Origin of the sequence: Pseudomonas songnenensis, from assembly GCF_003696315.1 — a bacterium.
Classification (GTDB): Bacteria; Pseudomonadota; Gammaproteobacteria; order Pseudomonadales; family Pseudomonadaceae; genus Stutzerimonas; species Stutzerimonas songnenensis.
In genome coordinates this window covers 872,705-889,956 of sequence record NZ_RFFN01000001.1, presented here as the reverse complement: position 1 = coordinate 889,956, position 17,252 = coordinate 872,705, and the positions used below count along the sequence as shown (strand labels likewise).

Annotated in this window: 15 protein-coding genes; 9 read left to right on the top strand and 6 right to left on the bottom strand. The window is 62.2% G+C overall.

From position 1 onward, the window contains the following. The first annotated feature begins 118 nt into the window (after positions 1-118). The 9 genes from panB to EA798_RS04080 all read left to right on the top strand — a co-directional run bounded on the left by panB (position 119) and on the right by EA798_RS04080 (position 9,955). Positions 119-919, top strand: a complete 801-nt coding sequence (gene panB / locus EA798_RS04120; protein ID WP_122098132.1) for a 3-methyl-2-oxobutanoate hydroxymethyltransferase — start codon at positions 119-121, stop codon at positions 917-919. Next, a complete protein-coding gene (gene panC, locus EA798_RS04115; RefSeq protein ID WP_122098131.1) occupies positions 916-1,776 on the top strand; it encodes a pantoate--beta-alanine ligase in 861 nt (286 codons plus the stop codon). Before panB ends, panC begins: the two co-directional genes overlap by 4 nt. Before the next feature lie 83 nt (positions 1,777-1,859). Beyond that, positions 1,860-2,240: an aspartate 1-decarboxylase gene (panD, locus tag EA798_RS04110; protein WP_014597581.1), complete on the top strand. Its 381-nt coding sequence runs from the start codon at positions 1,860-1,862 to the stop codon at positions 2,238-2,240. A 356-nt stretch (positions 2,241-2,596) separates the two neighbouring features. Beyond that, a complete protein-coding gene (gene pgi, locus EA798_RS04105) occupies positions 2,597-4,261 on the top strand; it encodes a glucose-6-phosphate isomerase (RefSeq protein WP_106157739.1) in 1,665 nt (554 codons plus the stop codon). Between the two features lie 137 nt (positions 4,262-4,398). Continuing rightward, positions 4,399-5,283 carry an oxygenase MpaB family protein gene (locus EA798_RS04100; RefSeq protein ID WP_122098130.1) on the top strand — a complete coding sequence of 295 codons (885 nt, stop codon included), beginning with the start codon at positions 4,399-4,401 and terminating at the stop codon, positions 5,281-5,283. A 56-nt stretch (positions 5,284-5,339) separates the two neighbouring features. Beyond that, positions 5,340-6,356 (top strand): class I SAM-dependent rRNA methyltransferase, encoded by a 1,017-nt coding sequence (locus EA798_RS04095; RefSeq protein WP_122098129.1) that lies wholly within the window; start codon positions 5,340-5,342, stop codon positions 6,354-6,356. Between the two features lie 85 nt (positions 6,357-6,441). Further along, positions 6,442-9,333, top strand: a complete 2,892-nt coding sequence (locus EA798_RS04090) for a DUF748 domain-containing protein (RefSeq protein ID WP_122098128.1) — start codon at positions 6,442-6,444, stop codon at positions 9,331-9,333. Further along, positions 9,333-9,629: a DUF2845 domain-containing protein gene (locus EA798_RS04085; RefSeq protein ID WP_122098127.1), complete on the top strand. Its 297-nt coding sequence runs from the start codon at positions 9,333-9,335 to the stop codon at positions 9,627-9,629. Before EA798_RS04090 ends, EA798_RS04085 begins: the two co-directional genes overlap by 1 nt. Before the next feature lie 17 nt (positions 9,630-9,646). Continuing rightward, positions 9,647-9,955, top strand: a complete 309-nt coding sequence (locus tag EA798_RS04080) for a DUF2845 domain-containing protein (RefSeq protein WP_122098126.1) — start codon at positions 9,647-9,649, stop codon at positions 9,953-9,955. Between the two features lie 68 nt (positions 9,956-10,023). Here EA798_RS04080 and EA798_RS04075 read toward each other — a convergent pair whose 3' ends face one another. The 6 genes from EA798_RS04075 to infB all read right to left on the bottom strand — a co-directional run bounded on the left by EA798_RS04075 (position 10,024) and on the right by infB (position 17,229). Continuing rightward, positions 10,024-10,392 (bottom strand): BON domain-containing protein, encoded by a 369-nt coding sequence (locus tag EA798_RS04075; protein ID WP_106157733.1) that lies wholly within the window; start codon positions 10,390-10,392, stop codon positions 10,024-10,026. A 268-nt stretch (positions 10,393-10,660) separates the two neighbouring features. Continuing rightward, positions 10,661-12,766, bottom strand: a complete 2,106-nt coding sequence (gene pnp / locus EA798_RS04070; protein WP_122098125.1) for a polyribonucleotide nucleotidyltransferase — start codon at positions 12,764-12,766, stop codon at positions 10,661-10,663. Between the two features lie 165 nt (positions 12,767-12,931). After that, the gene (gene rpsO, locus EA798_RS04065; RefSeq protein WP_003293213.1) at positions 12,932-13,201 is read right to left on the bottom strand and encodes a 30S ribosomal protein S15; all 270 of its coding nucleotides are present in this window, start codon (positions 13,199-13,201) and stop codon (positions 12,932-12,934) included. Between the two features lie 114 nt (positions 13,202-13,315). Next, positions 13,316-14,233, bottom strand: a complete 918-nt coding sequence (truB, locus tag EA798_RS04060; protein WP_122098124.1) for a tRNA pseudouridine(55) synthase TruB — start codon at positions 14,231-14,233, stop codon at positions 13,316-13,318. A gap of 2 nt (positions 14,234-14,235) precedes the next feature. After that, complete coding sequence (gene rbfA, locus EA798_RS04055; RefSeq protein WP_011914371.1) at positions 14,236-14,625, bottom strand: 30S ribosome-binding factor RbfA; 390 nt, start codon at positions 14,623-14,625, stop codon at positions 14,236-14,238. Positions 14,626-14,727: 102 nt separating this feature from the next. Next, on the bottom strand, positions 14,728-17,229 hold the full coding sequence (infB, locus tag EA798_RS04050) for a translation initiation factor IF-2 (RefSeq protein ID WP_122098123.1): 2,502 nt from the start codon (positions 17,227-17,229) through the stop codon (positions 14,728-14,730). Positions 17,230-17,252 lie beyond the last annotated feature (23 nt).

The window sequence follows — 17,252 nt, the reverse complement described above, 5'->3', positions numbered from 1 at the left end:
ATTGACTTACTCTGCCGCCGCCGGGACTATAAGCGCCCTCTGCCACCTGCGGCCGTAGCACCCTCCCGGTGTGCCGCCCGGCAATTCTGACCTCCGAGGCTCGAAGAGGACGGCATTCATGCCAGACGTAACCCTGACCACGCTGCAAGGGCTCAAGCAGAAGGGCGAGAAGATCGTCATGCTCACCTGCTATGACGCCACCTTCGCCAAGACGGCCTGCGACGCGGGCGTCGAGATGCTCCTTATCGGCGATTCACTCGGCATGGTCCTGCAAGGTCACGACAGCACCCTGCCGGTTACCGTTGCCGACATGGCCTATCACACCGCCAGCGTCAAACGCGGTAATCGCGGCGCGATGATCGTCGCCGACCTGCCGTTCATGGCCAACGCCACCACCGAACAAACCCTGAACAATTCGGCCGCGCTGATGCAGGCCGGCGCGCACATGATCAAGCTGGAAGGCACCGCCTGGCTGGCGGAGTCGATCCGCCTGCTGGCTGAGCGCGGCATTCCGGTCTGTGCGCACATGGGCCTGACGCCCCAGGCCGTCAACCTCTTCGGCGGCTACAAGGTACAAGGCCGCGAAGAAGCCCAGGCACTGCAGATGCTCGAGGACGCCAAATCGCTGGAAGCGGCCGGCGCCGCCATGTTGCTGCTCGAATGCGTACCCAGCGAACTCGCCGCGCGCATCACCCGCGCCGTGCAGATCCCGGTGATCGGCATCGGTGCCGGCAGCGACACCGACGGCCAGGTCCTGGTGTTGCACGACATGCTGGGGCTTTCGCTCAGCGGCCGCGTGCCGAAGTTCGTCAAGAACTTCATGCGCGAGCACGGTGACATTCCTTCTGCCATCGCCGGCTACGTGAAAGCCGTCAAGACCATCGAGTTTCCCGCAGCCGAGCACGGTTTCTCCGCATGAACATCGTCAAGACCATTGCCGATCTGCGCGCCGCGGTCGCCCGCGCGCGCAGCGAGGGCAAGCGCATCGGCTTCGTGCCGACCATGGGCAACCTGCATGCCGGCCATATCGCGCTGGTGAAAAAGGCCGGTCAGCGTGCCGACTTCGTGGTCGCCAGCATCTTCGTCAATCCGCTGCAGTTCGGCCCCAACGAGGACCTGGACAGCTATCCACGCACCCTCGCGGCGGATCAGGACAAGCTCTTCGAAGCAGGCTGCCATCTGCTCTTCGCGCCGAGCGTGGACGAAATGTACCCGCATGGGCAGGCCCAGCAGACGATCGTGCGCGTCCCAGGTGTATCGGAAGGCTTGTGTGGCGGCAGTCGTCCCGGACACTTCGACGGTGTCTCCACGGTAGTCACCAAGTTGTTCAACATGGTCCTGCCGGATCTCGCCGTGTTCGGGCAGAAGGATTTCCAGCAGCTGGCCGTGATCCGCACCATGGTTCGCGACCTGAACATGCCGGTGCAGATCCTTTCCGAGCCGATCGTTCGGGCCGATGACGGCCTGGCATTGTCGTCGCGTAACGGGTACCTGACGGCGGACGAGCGTGCCACGGCACCTGTGCTGTACCGCACGCTGAAAGGGCTCGAGCTGGCGATCCGGGGTGGCCGCCGCGATTATCCGGCACTGATCGCCGAAGGGTTGAGTGCGCTACAAGCCGCCGGCCTGCGTCCGGACTATCTGGAGATCCGCAACGCCGTCGATCTGCAGCCTGTGAGCGACGCTTCCAGCGAAGTAGTCATCCTTGCAGCCGCCTATCTCGGCAAGACACGACTGCTCGACAATCTGCTCGTCGACATCCACATATCGGCCTGATTCCAGCCAATTGCCCGCAGCCTTGATCACGTTCAAGGCTTGAGGCACACTCTGCGCCGCTTGCGCACCCGGAGGACCCTGCCATGCACGCCATCATGCTCAAGGCCAAACTGCACCGCGCCCAGGTGACTCACTCGGTGCTCGACTACGAAGGCTCCTGCGCCATCGACGGCGAGTGGCTGGACCTGGCCGGTATCCGTGAATACGAACAGATCCAGATCTATAACGTCGACAACGGCGAGCGCTTCACCACCTACGCCATCCGCGGCGAGGAAGGCTCGAAAATCATTTCGGTCAACGGTGCCGCTGCCCACAAGGCGGGCGTCGGCCATCGCCTGATCATCTGCGCCTATGCGCACTACAGCGAGGCCGAGCTGGCCAACTTCAAGCCTCACGTGCTCTACATGGGTGCGGACGGCGAGCTGAGCCATACCAGCAACGCCATCCCGGTGCAGGTCGCCTGACCTCTGCTCCCGGCAACGCTGAAAGAAAGCCCGAAGTGTCCGCACTTCGGGCTTTTTCGTTGTGCCGGGGCCGCAACGGCCTGGATGCTTGGCCAATGTGTCAGCCCGGGCAGAATAGGCGAAATAGCCCGGAACGCAGCAGGGGTTTCCCCTGTCAGAGCTGACTCTGATGGCATAGGATGTGCCTTTACCGGCTCGGCCAAAGCCGGGTTCGGCCAGCATCCGCAGCACTCAGGACGAGTGCCGGCGTGCCCGCACGGTCATACATATCACTGAATCCTGTCGCGGCCAGTGGCGCCCCGATGCACGACCGCAAGGATTCAGCGGCCTGTCAAAGCAAAGGAAGCCGCATCACCATGAGCTACTACCAGCATCCGCTCGATGTCACCGGCCTGCCGTCCTGGAAGGCCCTGGAAGAACACCGCCTGGACATGCAGAACTTCAGCATGCGCGAAGCGTTCAAGGCCGACCCTACGCGCTTCGATGACCTGTCGGTTTCCTGCAGCGGCCTGTTTCTCGACTATTCGAAGAACCTGATCACCCCCGAGACCCGCACCCTGCTGGTGAACCTGGCCCGCGAGGCCGGCGTCGAACAGGCCGCCCACGCGATGTTCGAAGGCGAGCGGATCAACGCCTCGGAGAATCGTCCGGTACTGCATACGGCGCTGCGCCGCCCCATGGGCGAATCGGTGATGGTCGACGGCAAGAACATCATGCGCGACGTGCACACCGCCCTGGCGCAGATGACCGATATCGTCACCCGCATTCACAACAACCTGTGGCGCGGCTTCAGCGACAAGACCATCACCGACGTGGTGAACATCGGCATCGGCGGCTCGTTCCTCGGCCCGCAGCTGGTCTCCGAGGCGCTGCTGCCATTCACCCAGCACGGCGTGCGGACGCACTACCTCGCAAACATCGACGGCAGCGAGTTCCGCGAAGTGACCGCCAAGCTGAATGTCGAAACCACCCTGTTCATTATCTCCAGCAAGACATTCGGCACCCTGGAGACATTGAAGAATGCCCAGGCCGCGCGTAACTGGTACCTGGGCAAGGGCGGCACAGAGGAAAAGCTCTACCGTCACTTCATCGCCGTCACCAGCAACAAGCAGGCGGCGGTCGAGTTCGGCATTCGCGAGAAGAACATCTTCCCGATGTGGGACTGGGTCGGTGGCCGCTACTCGCTGTGGTCGGCGATCGGCCTGCCCATTGCCCTGGCCATCGGCATGTCCAACTTCAAGGATCTGCTGTCCGGTGCCTACAGCATGGACCAGCATTTCCTCAGCGAGCCGTTCGAAAGCAACATGCCGGTGCTGCTGGCGATGCTGGGCATCTGGTACCACAACTTCTGGGGCGCGCAGAGTTACGCCTTCCTGCCCTACGATCACTACCTGCGCAACTTCGTCAAACATCTGCAGCAGATGGACATGGAGTCCAACGGAAAAAGCGTACGCCAGGACGGCACGCCGGTTTCCTGCACCACCGGCCCGGTGATCTGGGGCGGCGTCGGCGCCAACGGCCAGCACGCCTACCATCAGTTGCTGCACCAGGGCACCCCGCTGATTCCGGCGGACTTCATCGTCCCGGTGGTCAGCCACAACCCGGTCGCCGATCACCACGAGTGGCTCTACGCCAACTGCCTGTCGCAAAGCCAGGCCCTGATGCTCGGTAAGACACGCGAGGAAGCCGAGGCCGAACTGCGTGCCAAGGGCCTCAGTGAAGCCGAGGTCCAGCGGCTGGCACCGCACAAGGTGATTCCGGGCAACCGGCCGAGCAATACCGTGGTGATGGAGACCATCAGCCCCGGCCGCCTCGGCGCCCTGATCGCACTGTACGAGCACAAGGTCTTCGTTCAGGGCGTGATCTGGGGAATCAACTCGTTCGATCAGTGGGGCGTGGAGCTCGGCAAGGATCTGGGCAAGGCTGTCTACAACCAGATGACCCGCTTCGATGCCGCGCCGGCCGAGGATGCGTCGACCCAGGGTCTGATCGACTTCTTCCGTGGCCGCCATCGCGGCTGATTGCGACCTGACCGGGCAGTGCACTGCTGCCCGGTCACGCCTCTTGGCCCCCTCGTCCGAACCTGCCTGCAACCGCAAGCAACGATCGTCTCCTCAGGTACTATCGGTCGCTTCGCAAGCCAGCAGCGCCATTTGCCATGGAATTCATCCGCCGTCAGATCGAAACCCGCGTGCTGAGCCTCACCGGCCTGGCCATCGGCGGGGTCGACTACGAAAACCCGCCAGGCGATCCCGGCCTGTTCGGGCCCGAGTCAGTGTGCTGGCGGGTGCATGGCGACTTCACCTCGATGATGGTCGGCGGAATTTCCGCGCTACTGCTGCAGGCCCTGCATCCACTGGCCTTGGCCGGCGTCTGGGATCACTCGAATTTTCGCCAGGACCTGCTCGGCCGGCTGCGACGTACCGGCCAGTTCATTTCTGCCACGACGTTCGGCAGCCAGGCCGATGCCGATCGGCTGATCGAACGGGTCCAGCGCATTCACGCCGGCGTGACCGGCACGGCGCCGGATGGCCGGCCGTATGCCGCATCCGACCCTGACCTGCTTACCTGGGTCCATGTCGCAGAAGTCAGCAGTTTTCTCAAATCGCACCTGCGTTACCTGAACCCGGCGCTCTCGGCTGAGGAGCAGGATCGCTACTACGCCGAAGTCGCGCTGATTGCCGAACGCCTCGGCGCTCAGGACGTGCCGCGTTCGCGCGCGCAGATTGCGGCCTACCTGGAGCGGGTCCGACCGCAGCTGCGCAGTGACGACCGCGCACTGGAAATATTTCGGATACTGCGTAGCGCCCCGGCGCCGAGCCCGCTGCTCAGGCCGTTCGGAACATTGATGCTGTACGCCGGTGTCGATCTCCTGCCCGAATGGGCCCCGGCAATGCTTGACCTGTCGCTAAGCGAAAATCGACGCCAACTGATCCGCGCCGGCGTGTGCTGCACTGCACCGGTGCCGCGTTGGGCCGTGCGCAGCGGGTCCGTGCATCGCGCGCGGCGACGCATGGGCCTGCCGCCGCGCCAGCCCGGATAAATCAGCGCAGCATTTCTTGGTAGACTGCGCGCCCTCCTGTTTTCGAGTCGCCGCGCATGCCATCTCTAGACCAGGCGCTGCGCGCCGCCTTTGAAAGCCGTCGCCCGCTGCTCGAGGAGCTGCACCAACAGGACACCGATTGCTATCGGCTTTTCCATGGCAGCCAGGAAGGCGCAGCCGGCCTGACGATCGACCGCTACGGTCCGCAACTGATGGTGCAGAGCTTCCACCAGCCGGTCGATGCGCCATCCCTGCAGATCATCCAGGATGCAGCCTGCGAGTTCCTCGGGGCGCCGCTGCAGTTCGTCTACAACGACCGTTCGCAGAGCAACTCGCGTATCGACCGCAGCGCTGCGGGACATCAACCAGACGATGCCGCACTCGAGGATCAGATCGGCCATGAGTGGGGGCTGCGCTACCGCGTACGCGCGCGTCACTCCGGCCAGGATCCGCTGCTTTTCCTCGACCTGCGCAACGCCCGCGGCTGGGTCAAGCGACACAGCGCCGGCAAATCGGTGCTCAACCTGTTTTCCTACACCTGCGGCGTCGGCCTGTGCGCAGCTGCAGGAGGCGCGGCTGAAGTCTGGAACGTCGACTTCGCCGAGCGCAACCTGGCGGTTGGCCGGGAAAACGGCGAGTTGAACCCTTCCTTGCTGCCGATGCATTTCGTCCACTCCGACTATTTCCCTGCTATTCGCCAGTTGGCCGGCCTGCCGGTGAGTGCGCGTCGTGGCCGGACATTGCCGGCTTACCCGCGCCTGGCGCAACGCCAGTTCGATCTGGTGTTGCTTGACCCACCAGCCTGGGCGCGCAGCGCGTTCGGCACGGTGGACCTGCTGCGTGACTACCAGAGCCTGCTCAAACCCGCACTGCTGGCCACCGCCGAAGGTGGTGTGCTGATCTGTTGCAACAACCTGGCGAAAGTGTCGATGGAAGACTGGCGAACCCAGGTGCTGCGCTGCGCGGAGAAAGCTGGCAGGCCGGTACGCGAATGGCAGGTGCTGGCGCCAGCTGCCGACTTCCCGTCCCTCGATGGGCTTGCACCCTTGAAGACGCTGATTCTGCGGCTCTGAGCGCATTGCCGGCATCGCTCGATTCGGGGAACCGCATGCCCGTGCCATACTCCAAGGCATCCATCCGCCAGGAATACTTCCGGTCATGCCCAATGGAATGAAGCGTGCGTTCACCGGTGTGGCGCTCGTGCTGATCTGCTACAGCCTGCTTGGCTTTCTGATCCTGCCGGGTATCGCCCAGCGCGTCGCCAATCAGCAGTTGGCCAACTACGCCACCGTACCGGCCAACCTGCAACGTATCGAATTCAACCCGTTCAGCCTTGAGCTTTCACTGTTCGGCCTGCGCATCGGCGCGCAGGACGACCGCCAGCTGGCCTTCGAACGGCTCTACCTCGACCTGCAATGGGACAGCCTCTGGCAGCGGACCCTGCATCTGGCTGCAGTCGAGTTGTGGGCGCCGCATGTCGAGGCGCGCTTCGCCAGGGATGGCGCGCTCAACCTTGGTCAGCTGTTCGAAGTGCCAGAGGCAGAGGCGACAACCAGCGAAGCGGGCGAGATCTTTCCGCTGCGTATCGACCGGCTGCAACTGGTACGCGGACATCTCGGCTTCGAAGACAAGCGACCGAGCGAGCCCATCGTTCTGATCTACGATTCGCTGGATTTCGAACTGCATAACCTGGCAACTCGCAGTGACGGCAGCGCCGACGCACGTCTCACCGCCAGCGGGCCGAGTGGCGGACGCATTGACTGGCAGGGCGACCTCAGCTTGCAGCCGTTGGCTTCCCGCGGCTCACTGCAGGTCAGCAAACTGCAGCTCAAGGACTTCTGGCCCTATGTGCGCGACGCCGCACCGCTGGTGCTCAAGAATGGCACCCTAGAACTCAGCACGGGCTATCGCCTCGATCTCGACGACGGCTTCACGCTTACGCTGGAAAACGCCAGCGCCGCGGTAGGCCAGCTGGCACTGGATAGCCCGGACGGGCGCAAACTTGTTCGCCTGGAGCGGCTGGAGCTGAGCGATACCGCGCTGGACCTCGCCAAGCAACAGGTCACCATCGGCACGCTGCGCAGCCGCAACCTGGAAACCTGGGCCGCCCGTGAAGCAGACGGCGAGCTGGACTGGCAGAAACTGTTCGCCTCTTCCCCGGCGAAAGCGGATGCCAGCAAGGCAACAGCGGAAGAACAAGCACAGCCCGCCGCAGAACCGTGGCAACTGCTGCTGCGCGACGCACAGCTACGCGACTATCGGGTACATCTGGCCGATCGTGTTCCGGACGAAGACGTCGAGCTGGCGCTGGGGCCACTGAATCTCGACATCCGCGATTTCGACAGTCTCGGCAACAGCCCCTTCGCCCTCAAACTGGACACCGGCGTCGGCAAGCAGGGTGCGGTTCAGGCCAGCGGACAGCTGCAGCTGAGCCCCATGAGCGGCAGACTGGCGGTGACCACGCGGGATATCGACCTGCGCATTGCCCAGGCCTACCTCAGCCCGCTGGTCCATCTCGAGCTGCGCAGCGGAATGCTCGCCAGCGAACTGGACATCGACCTGCAGGGCACCGAGCCTCTGGCCTTCAGCGTGCGTGGCAGCGCCGACGCCACGCAACTGCATACGCTCGACACGATCAACAACCGCGACTTCGTCAAATGGCAGCGGCTGCAGCTCAGCGGCCTGGATTACCGCCACCCGAACAGCCTGGCGATCGACCGCATCGATCTGAGCCAGCCGTACGCCCGCTTCATCATCAACCCCGACCTGAGCACTAACATCAATGATCTGCTGGTCAAGCGCGGCGATCCACCGAGCGCTGCGGAAGAACAATCGACGCCGGCGAGCGAGCCGCTAGCCATTCGCATCGGCGGCATCGGCATCGCCAACGGCTCGGCGAACTTTGCCGATTTCAGCCTGCGGCCGCCCTTCGTTACCGCTATCCAGTCGCTGAACGGCGAGATCGGCACGCTCGACAACCGCGAACAGAAGGCTGCCTCGGTGAATATCGCTGGCAAGGTGGATCAGTACGCGCCAGTCAGCATCAAGGGCAAGCTCACGCCGTTCGACCCGCTGCAGAGCCTGGACATCGCGACCAGCTTTCGCCAGGTTGAATTGACCACCCTGACGCCCTATTCCGGCAAATTCGCCGGTTATCGCATCCGCAAGGGTCGTCTCAACCTGGATCTGCACTACCGGATCGAGCAGGGCCGCTTGAACGCCGAGAACAAGGTGGTCCTCGAACAGCTGCAGCTCGGCGAGAAAGTCGACAGCCCGGACGCGGTGGATCTACCCGTGCGCCTGGCGGTAGCGCTACTCAAGGACAGCAATGGCACCATCTCCATCGAGCTTCCGGTCCAGGGCAACCTGAACGATCCCCAGTTCAGCGTCATGCCGATCGTCTGGCAGACGCTACGCAATCTGGTGGTTCGTGCCGCACAGGCGCCTTTCAAGTTCATTGCGGGCTTGGCCGGCGGTGACGATAGCGACCTCAGCCACATCGGGTTCGAACCGGCCAGCAGCACGCTGGACGCCGAAGCGCGCAAGGTTCTCGACACCCTCGCAGCAGCATTGAAGCAGCGTCCAGGCCTGCGCCTGGAAGTGGAAGGGATGAGTGCCGGTGCTATTGACGGGCCGCTCTTGGCCGAACAGCGTTTGCAGCAGGAATACCGCGAAACGCAGTACCGGATCCTGCAGCGTCGAGGCGACAAGGTGCCTGCCGATCCCTCGCTGATACGCATCGAGACAGAGGACGAAGCGCCGCTGCTGGAGGGCATCTACCGCAGCCGACTCGGCCATCAGCCGCCATCCGCATGGGCCGAACTGGATGCCGAACAACGTACCCAGCAGATGCGTCAGGCAGTGCTCGAGTCCTGGGCGGACAATGCAACACTACTGCGTCGGCTCAGCCGTGATCGCGCCGCGGCGATAAAGGGCTATCTGGTCGAGGCCGGACTGGATTCCGAGCGGGTCTATCTATTGGATACCGGCACCGCAGAACAGCCTAGCGATGGCAAGGTAGCCACTGCACTGCACCTGGGGAGTGACTGATGGAAATGATGAGATACGTCGTTGCCGGTGTGTTGCTGGCAACCATTACCAACGTCCAGGCCGACACCATGCGCTGCGGCAGCCAGCTGGTCACCACCGGCGATCGCGCCTTTGAAGTCGAACGCAAATGCGGAACCCCGGAACATCGCGATCTGGTGGGCTACACCCTGAGCCGCAACGACCGGCAAGAGTTTGCGCTGGAAGAGTGGGTTTACGGCCCTCGCAACGGCATGCTCAGCATCCTCACCTTCGAAGGCAACCGTCTGGTTCGTATCGAAACCCGCCGGGCCAATTGAACACCTGGAGTCAGCTGATGAATCGACGCATATCCGCCCTGCTGCTCTGCCTGTCGCTAGGCACTCTGCACGCAGAGGCATCGTCTACCTATCGCTGCAACAGCCGCCTGGTGAGCCTGGATGCCACCACGGCGGAGGTCCGCAGCAAGTGCGGCGAGCCCGCTAGCAGCTCAATGGCGGGTTACAAGGAGATCATCGACGAATACGGCTACCGGCAAGAGGTGCCGGTCGAGGAGTGGGTTTATGGGCCGAACCATGGAATGTTCCACTTCTTGCGCTTCGAAGGCAGCCGGTTGCGGCAGATCGACAGCCAACGCGGCAACTAGCCCATAAAAAACCCCGCTAAAAAGCGGGGTTTTTTCTCATCCCGGCAATAGCGCGCGGGACAGCACCATCAGTCGGCAGTCTTCAGGCCGTCAGCGGCAACATCGCGGACGCCCTTGATGCCTTTGGCCTTGGCGATAGCGGCTTCTTTCTCAGCCTCGGTGGCTACTGTGCCGGACAGAGAAACGACGCCATCCTTGGTTTCTACTTCGATGTCCATGCCTGGAGTGGCGTCTTCCGCCAGCAGAGTGGATTTCACCTTGGTGGTGATCCAGGTATCGGATGCAGCATCACCCGCGTCGTCCATGGTGTTGGCAGCCAACATCACGGTATCGGTCTTGTCGATAGCAGGGGTGGTATCAGCCAGGGCGGCGCCGGCGAACGGCAGGCTAAGAGCAGCGGCAATGGCGGCAGCGGTAAGGGTCTGAGTAGTCTTCATAGATGTCACTCCTGTTCTCATGGTTTCTGGGGCATGACTCCGGTCCCAGATGCACAGATAACAGCGCAAGCGGTGTGCCAACTTTAACCGTTATTTTTATCCTTAAAAAACAACGACTTGCAAAATAAGCCATCATTCGAACACATGCACTATGCATGTTTGGCCGAACCATTGCGTGCATCTTGCAATCCGCCGCAGAGCCCCGCGGAATTTTTGAAGGCAAACAAAAAGGGCCCGAAGGCCCTTTCTGTCAGCTACGTTGCCTGCCTCAGACGCCAGACGCTTCCGCGGCGGCTACGTCCTTGATGGACAGCTTGATACGGCCGCGGTTATCCACGTCCAGTACCAGGACCTTGACTTCCTGGCCTTCCTTCAGCACGTCGGTGACCTTCTCGATCCGCTGATCGCTGATCTGCGAGATGTGCACCAGGCCGTCCTTGCCAGGCAGGATGTTGACGAACGCGCCGAAGTCGACGATGCGCTCCACCTTGCCGACGTAGATCTTGCCGATTTCGGCTTCGGCAGTGATGCCCAGCACGCGCTGCTTGGCCGCTTCTGCCGCTTCCTTGGTCTCGCCGAAGATCTTGATCGAGCCATCGTCTTCGATGTCGATCGAGGCCTTGGTCTCTTCGCAGATGGCGCGAATGGTAGCGCCACCCTTGCCGATCACGTCGCGGATCTTGTCCTGGTCGATCTTCATCGCCAGCATGGTCGGTGCGTTGGCCGACAGCTCGCTGCGCGACTGGGCAATGACCTGGTTCATCTGGCCAAGGATATTCAGGCGCGCTTCCAGGGCCTGGCCCAGAGCGATCTCCATGATTTCTTCGGTGATGCCCTGGATCTTGATGTCCATCTGCAGCGCGGTCACGCCCTTGGCGGTACCGGCAACCTTGAAGTCCATGTCGCCGAGGTGGTCTTCGTCACCGAGAATGTCGGTCAGAACGGCGAACTTCTCGCCTTCCTTGACCAGACCCATGGCGATACCGGCTACCGGAGCCTTCATCGGCACGCCCGCATCCATCAGTGCCAGCGATGCACCACAGACCGACGCCATGGAGCTGGAACCGTTGGATTCGGTGATCTCGGAAACCACGCGGATGGTGTACGGGAACTCGTCGGCGCTTGGCAGCATGGCGGCAACGCCACGACGGGCCAGGCGACCGTGGCCGATCTCGCGGCGACCGGTAGCGCCCATGCGACCACACTCACCGACCGAGTACGGCGGGAAGTTGTAGTGCAGCATGAAGGGGTCTTTCTTCTCGCCTTCCAGGGTGTCGAGCAGCTGCGCGTCACGGGCAGTACCGAGGGTCGCAACGACCAGGGCCTGGGTTTCGCCACGGGTGAACAGGGCCGAACCGTGGGTCTTGTCGAGCACGCCAACTTCGATGTTCAGCCCGCGAACGGTGCGGGTGTCGCGACCGTCGATGCGCGGCTTGCCGTTGACGATGTTCTCGCGAACGGTGCGGTACTCGATCTCACCGAAGGCATCCTTCACTTCGCCGGCAGACGGCTGGCCTTCTTCACCAGAGAACTTGGCAACGACCTGGTCCTTCAGCTCGCCCAGGCGCGCATAGCGATCCTGCTTGATGGTGATGGTGTAAGCCTGGGAGATGGCTTCGCCGAACTCGGCACGGATGGCGTCCAGCAACGCCGTGTTGGCTTGCGGAGCGGTCCAGTCCCAGCGCGGCTTGCCGGCTTCAGCAGCCAGCTCTTCGACGGCCTTGATCACGGCCTGGAACTCGTCGTGGGCGAACAGGACGGCGCCCAGCATCTGGTCTTCGGTCAGCTCTTTGGCTTCCGATTCGACCATCAGTACGGCGTCCTTGGTGCCGGCCACGACCATGTCCAGGCTGGAGGCCTTCAGCTGCTCGTAGTTCGGGTTCAGCAGGTAGCCGGTTTCGGGATGGAAGGCCACGCGCGCAGCGCCGATAGGGCCGTCGAACGGAATACCGGAAACGGCCAGAGCGGCCGAAGTACCGATCATCGCGGCGATGTCCGGGTCAGTCTTCTTGCTGGTGGAGACGACGGTGCAGATGACCTGCACTTCGTTCTGGAAGCCTTCCGGGAACAGCGGACGGATCGGACGATCGATCAGACGCGAGGTCAGGGTTTCCTTCTCGGAAGGACGCGCCTCACGCTTGAAGAAGCCGCCAGGGATCTTGCCGGCTGCGTAGGTCTTCTCCTGGTAATGCACGGAGAGCGGGAAGAACCCCTTGCTCGGATCGGCGGTCTTGGCACCGACCACGGTCACCAGCACGGTGACGTCATCATCGACGGTGACCAGCACTGCGCCGGAGGCCTGGCGGGCGATACGACCCGTTTCCAGGGTTACGGTCGACTGACCGAATTGAAACTTCTTGATTACCGGATTCACGGTTTTTCCTTCTCTTTGTTGCCTTGGGGAAATTGGCAGAACGTTCGGGAGTCGGCCCGAAACGACCTGCAAGAAAGCCAAAAGCTGGAAGACCGAAGCTGATCGCAGGGATATCCCACTTTCAACTTCAGGCTTCCAGCTTCCGGCTTCCAGCGCGGGCGCGTCTTAGCGACGCAGACCCAGACGACCGATCAGGGTGCTGTAACGAGTGGTGTCCTTACCCTTCAGGTAATCCAGCAGCTTGCGGCGCTGGTTAACCATACGGATCAGACCACGACGCGAGTGGTGGTCTTTGCCGTTGGCCTTGAAGTGGTCCTGCAGCTTGTTGATGTTGGCGGTCAGCAGGGCTACCTGCACTTCCGGAGAACCGGTGTCGCCTTCAGCTTGCTTGTACTCGTTAACGATCTGGGCTTTTTCTTCAACGCTCAGTGCCATGATAGGGCTCCTTGAGTGAACAGGCCGGGAATCATCCCGTGTTTAATAAAGAGAAATGACCGTGCCTGCTGACAGCCACCCTCTGACGCAACGCGCGAACGCGCCGCGTAACGGTCATTCCGACCGAATCAACCGACGTGGCGCGATGCGCCCGTCTTCGCTCACTTCACCGATACCGATGAAGCGACCATTGTTATCTTGCACACGTACCATGCCGTACTTGGGCGCTTCCGGCGCCCGCACCGGCTGTCCGTGCAGCCAGTAATAGGCACTGTGTTCGGACAGCTGCAACAGCGGCCAATGTTCAAGACCACTATCAACGGGCTGCAGCAGACCATCCAGCGCCTCGGCACCACCCTCGCCGTGCAACTGCTCAAGGGTCTCGAGCTTCACCGTCTGCGAAAGGTCGAACGGTCCGGCCTGAGTTCGCCGTAGCTCGGCAACATGCGCACCACAACCGAGCAACTGACCGATGTCTTCGACCAGCGTACGGATATAGGTGCCTTTGCTGCATGAAACAGCGAGGCGCGCCTTATCGCCTTCGAGCGAAAGCAACTCCAAGCGCGCAATATTAACAGAACGCGGCTCGCGCTCCACCACCTCTCCGGCACGTGCCAGTTTGTACAACGGCTGGCCGTCTCGCTTGAGGGCCGAATACATTGGCGGCACCTGCAGGATGTCACCACGAAACTGCGGCAGCAGAGCCTCCAGCTCTTCGACGGTGACCGCGACCGGCTTGCGCTCCAGGACCTCGCCTTCGGCATCGGCCGTGGTCGTGGTTACGCCCAGCTGCATGACTGTTTCGTAAGCCTTGTCCGCGTCCAGCAGGTACTGCGAGAACTTGGTCGCCTCGCCAAAACACAGCGGCAACACGCCGGTGGCGAGCGGATCGAGACTTCCGGTATGCCCGGCCTTCTCCGCATTCAGCAGCCAGCGGACCTTCTGCAAGGCCGCATTGGAGGTAAACCCTCGCGGCTTGTCGAGCAGGATGATGCCGTTGACGTTGCGGCGTACACGCTTGACCTGTGCCACGTTTATTCTCCGCGCTCGTCGCTGTGCTTGCGATCTTCCGCCACGGCGCGCTCGATCAGCGAGCTCAGCTCGACACCCCGACGAATGCTCGCGTCGTAGTTGAAGTGCAGTTGCGGAACAGTGCGCAGCTTCATGCTCTTGCCCAGCTGCATGCGCAGGAATCCGGCAGCATCGTTGAGGATGCGCAGGTTGCCCTTGATTGCTTCCTGATCGTCGTCCTGCCCCATGATGGTTATGAAGATCTTTGCATGGGACAGATCGCGACTGACGTCGACCGCGGTGATGGTAATCAGGCCCAGGCGCGGATCCTTGATCTCACGCTGAATAAGCAGCGCCAATTCGCGCTGCATCTGATCGCCGATACGCTGGGTACGACTGAATTCTTTGGCCATAAATTTCTACCCGATTAAAAGCCGAAAGCTGGAAGCTCGAAGCGGTAACCGCACTCAGGCGGCCACCGACTCCTTGCTCCCAGCTTTCAGATTGACGCTTGCTTACAGCGAACGCGCCACTTCGACCTTCTCGAACACTTCGATCTTGTCGCCGACCTTGACGTCGTTGTAGCTCTTCACGCCGATACCGCATTCCATGCCGGCGCGGACTTCCGCGACGTCATCCTTGAAGCGGCGCAGCGATTCCAGTTCGCCTTCGAAGATGACGACGTCGTCGCGCAGCACGCGGATCGGACGATTGCGGTGGACCATGCCCTCGGTGACCATGCAACCGGCGATGGCGCCGAACTTCGGCGAACGGAACACGTCACGCACTTCGGCGATGCCGAGAATGTTCTCGCGAACATCGCTGCCGAGCATACCGGTGAGCGCCTTCTTGACGTCCTCGATGATGTCGTAGATGACGTTGTAGTAGCGCATATCCAGGCCTTCGGCCTCGACGATCTTGCGCGCACCGGCATCGGCACGGACGTTGAAGCCGAACAGCACCGCGTTGGACGCCAGCGCCAGGTTGGCATCGGACTCGGTGATACCACCGACACCGCCGCCGACCACACGAACCTGCACTTCGTCGTTGCCCAGGCCGTTGAGCGAGCCCTGCAGCGCCTCGAGCGAGCCGCGTACGTCCGCCTTGAGCACGATGTTGAGCGTCTTCTTCTCGTCCTGCCCCATGGTCTCGAAGATGTTTTCCAGCTTGCCGGCATGGGCGCGAGCCAGTTTCACTTCGCGGAACTTGCCCTGGCGGAACAACGCAACTTCACGGGCCTTCTTCTCGTCGGCCACAACGGTCAGGTCGTCACCGGCTTCCGGCGTACCATCCAGGCCGAGGATCTCGACCGGAATCGACGGGCCGGCTTCCTTAACAGGCTTGCCGTTTTCGTCGAGCATGGCGCGAACGCGACCGAAATTGACGCCGCACAGCACCATATCGCCCTGGCGCAGCGTACCGTCCTGAACCAGCACAGTGGCAACCGGGCCACGACCCTTGTCCAGACGCGATTCGACTACTACGCCACGGCCTGGCGCCGAAGGCGTGGCCTTGAGTTCGAGCAGTTCGGCCTGCAGCAGAACGGCTTCGAGCAGCTCGTCGACGCCGGTACCCATTTTCGCGGAGACCGGAATGAACGGCGTGTCGCCGCCCCACTCTTCCGGGATCACGTCAAGTGCACCCAGGCCGTTCTTGATGTTGTCCGGGTTGGCATCCGGCTTGTCGATCTTGTTCACCGCTACCACGATCGGAACACCGGCAGCCTTGGCGTGCTGGACGGCTTCCTGGGTCTGCGGCATTACACCGTCATCGGCAGCAACCACGAGGATCACGATATCGGTCGCCTTGGCACCCCGAGCACGCATGGCGGTAAACGCAGCGTGACCAGGGGTGTCGAGGAACGTGACCATGCCACGCTCGGTTTCAACGTGATAGGCACCGATGTGCTGGGTGATACCGCCGGCTTCGCCGACTGCAACCTTGGCGCGGCGGATGTAGTCGAGCAGCGAGGTCTTGCCATGGTCGACGTGGCCCATCACGGTCACGACCGGTGCACGCGATACCGACTCGCCTTCGAACTTCAGCAGCTCGGCCAGTTGCTCTTCCAGGGCATTGTCGCTGACCAGCTTGACCTTGTGGCCCAGCTCTTCGGCAACCAGCTGAGCAGTTTCCTGATCCAGCACCTGGTTGATGGTGACAGGCGAGCCCATCTTGAACATGAACTTGATGACTTCGGCCGCTTTCACCGACATCTGCTGGGCCAGCTCGGCCACAGTGATGGTCTCGCCAATCGACACTTCGCGCACGACAGGTCCTGTTGGGCTCTGGAACCCATGCTGGTTACGCTTCTTGAGCTTGGACTTGCCACGACCACCGCGACGGAAGCCATCGGCCTCGTCTTCGCCGGTACGTACGGTACGCGCCAATGGGGCCTTGGTCTTGAGCGACGGGCGATGCTGCGCATGCTTGCGATCACGACGCTCGTCGTCATCGCTGCGTGGCTTCTCGACACGACGCGGCTCTTCTTTCTTGCGCTCAGGTGCAGGAGCGGCAGGCTCGACTGCGACCGGTGCCGGCTCGGTATTGACCACCGGCTCGACTGCGGCCGGAGCGGTCACGTCGGCCTGAGGCTGGGGCGACTCGGCCTGACGGCGAGCCTCTTCCTCGGCACGCTCGCGCGCTTCCTGCTCCGCCTTCAGACGAGCAGCTTCTTCTGCCGCATGCTGCTCTTCGAGCTCGCGGCGCTGCTCCGCTTCGATTTCCTCGGCGCTGCGCTTGACGAAGGTTTTCTTCTTGCGCACTTCGACGCTGATGGTCTTGCTGCCACCAACCTTGAGCTTGGTAGTGGTCTTGCGCTGCAAGGTAATCTTGCGCGGCTCGTCCACTTTCGCCCCGTGGGTGCTTTTCAAATGGGCCAACAGGGCCTGTTTCTCGTTATCGGTCACTACTTGCTCGGCGCTGGTGTGCGACAGTCCTGCCTCACGCATCTGCTGAAGCAGTCGCTCGACCGGTGTGTCGACCACCTGGGCCAGTTCTTTCACCGTGACTTGCGTCATGCATTTCTCTCCTCAGGCCGCTA

What these genes read in the sequence shown, in the direction of transcription:
- infB (WP_122098123.1), bottom strand. Translation starts at nt 17,229, where the DNA reads ATGACGCAAGTCACGGTGAAAGAACTGGCCCAGGTGGTCGACACACCG.
- EA798_RS04095 (WP_122098129.1), top strand. Translation starts at nt 5,340, where the DNA reads ATGCCATCTCTAGACCAGGCGCTGCGCGCCGCCTTTGAAAGCCGTCGC.
- EA798_RS04080 (WP_122098126.1), top strand. Translation starts at nt 9,647, where the DNA reads ATGAATCGACGCATATCCGCCCTGCTGCTCTGCCTGTCGCTAGGCACT.
- EA798_RS04100 (WP_122098130.1), top strand. Translation starts at nt 4,399, where the DNA reads ATGGAATTCATCCGCCGTCAGATCGAAACCCGCGTGCTGAGCCTCACC.
- panC (WP_122098131.1), top strand. Translation starts at nt 916, where the DNA reads ATGAACATCGTCAAGACCATTGCCGATCTGCGCGCCGCGGTCGCCCGC.
- panD (WP_014597581.1), top strand. Translation starts at nt 1,860, where the DNA reads ATGCACGCCATCATGCTCAAGGCCAAACTGCACCGCGCCCAGGTGACT.
- EA798_RS04090 (WP_122098128.1), top strand. Translation starts at nt 6,442, where the DNA reads ATGCCCAATGGAATGAAGCGTGCGTTCACCGGTGTGGCGCTCGTGCTG.
- rpsO (WP_003293213.1), bottom strand. Translation starts at nt 13,201, where the DNA reads ATGGCACTGAGCGTTGAAGAAAAAGCCCAGATCGTTAACGAGTACAAG.
- pgi (WP_106157739.1), top strand. Translation starts at nt 2,597, where the DNA reads ATGAGCTACTACCAGCATCCGCTCGATGTCACCGGCCTGCCGTCCTGG.
- panB (WP_122098132.1), top strand. Translation starts at nt 119, where the DNA reads ATGCCAGACGTAACCCTGACCACGCTGCAAGGGCTCAAGCAGAAGGGC.
- EA798_RS04085 (WP_122098127.1), top strand. Translation starts at nt 9,333, where the DNA reads ATGGAAATGATGAGATACGTCGTTGCCGGTGTGTTGCTGGCAACCATT.
- EA798_RS04075 (WP_106157733.1), bottom strand. Translation starts at nt 10,392, where the DNA reads ATGAAGACTACTCAGACCCTTACCGCTGCCGCCATTGCCGCTGCTCTT.
- rbfA (WP_011914371.1), bottom strand. Translation starts at nt 14,625, where the DNA reads ATGGCCAAAGAATTCAGTCGTACCCAGCGTATCGGCGATCAGATGCAG.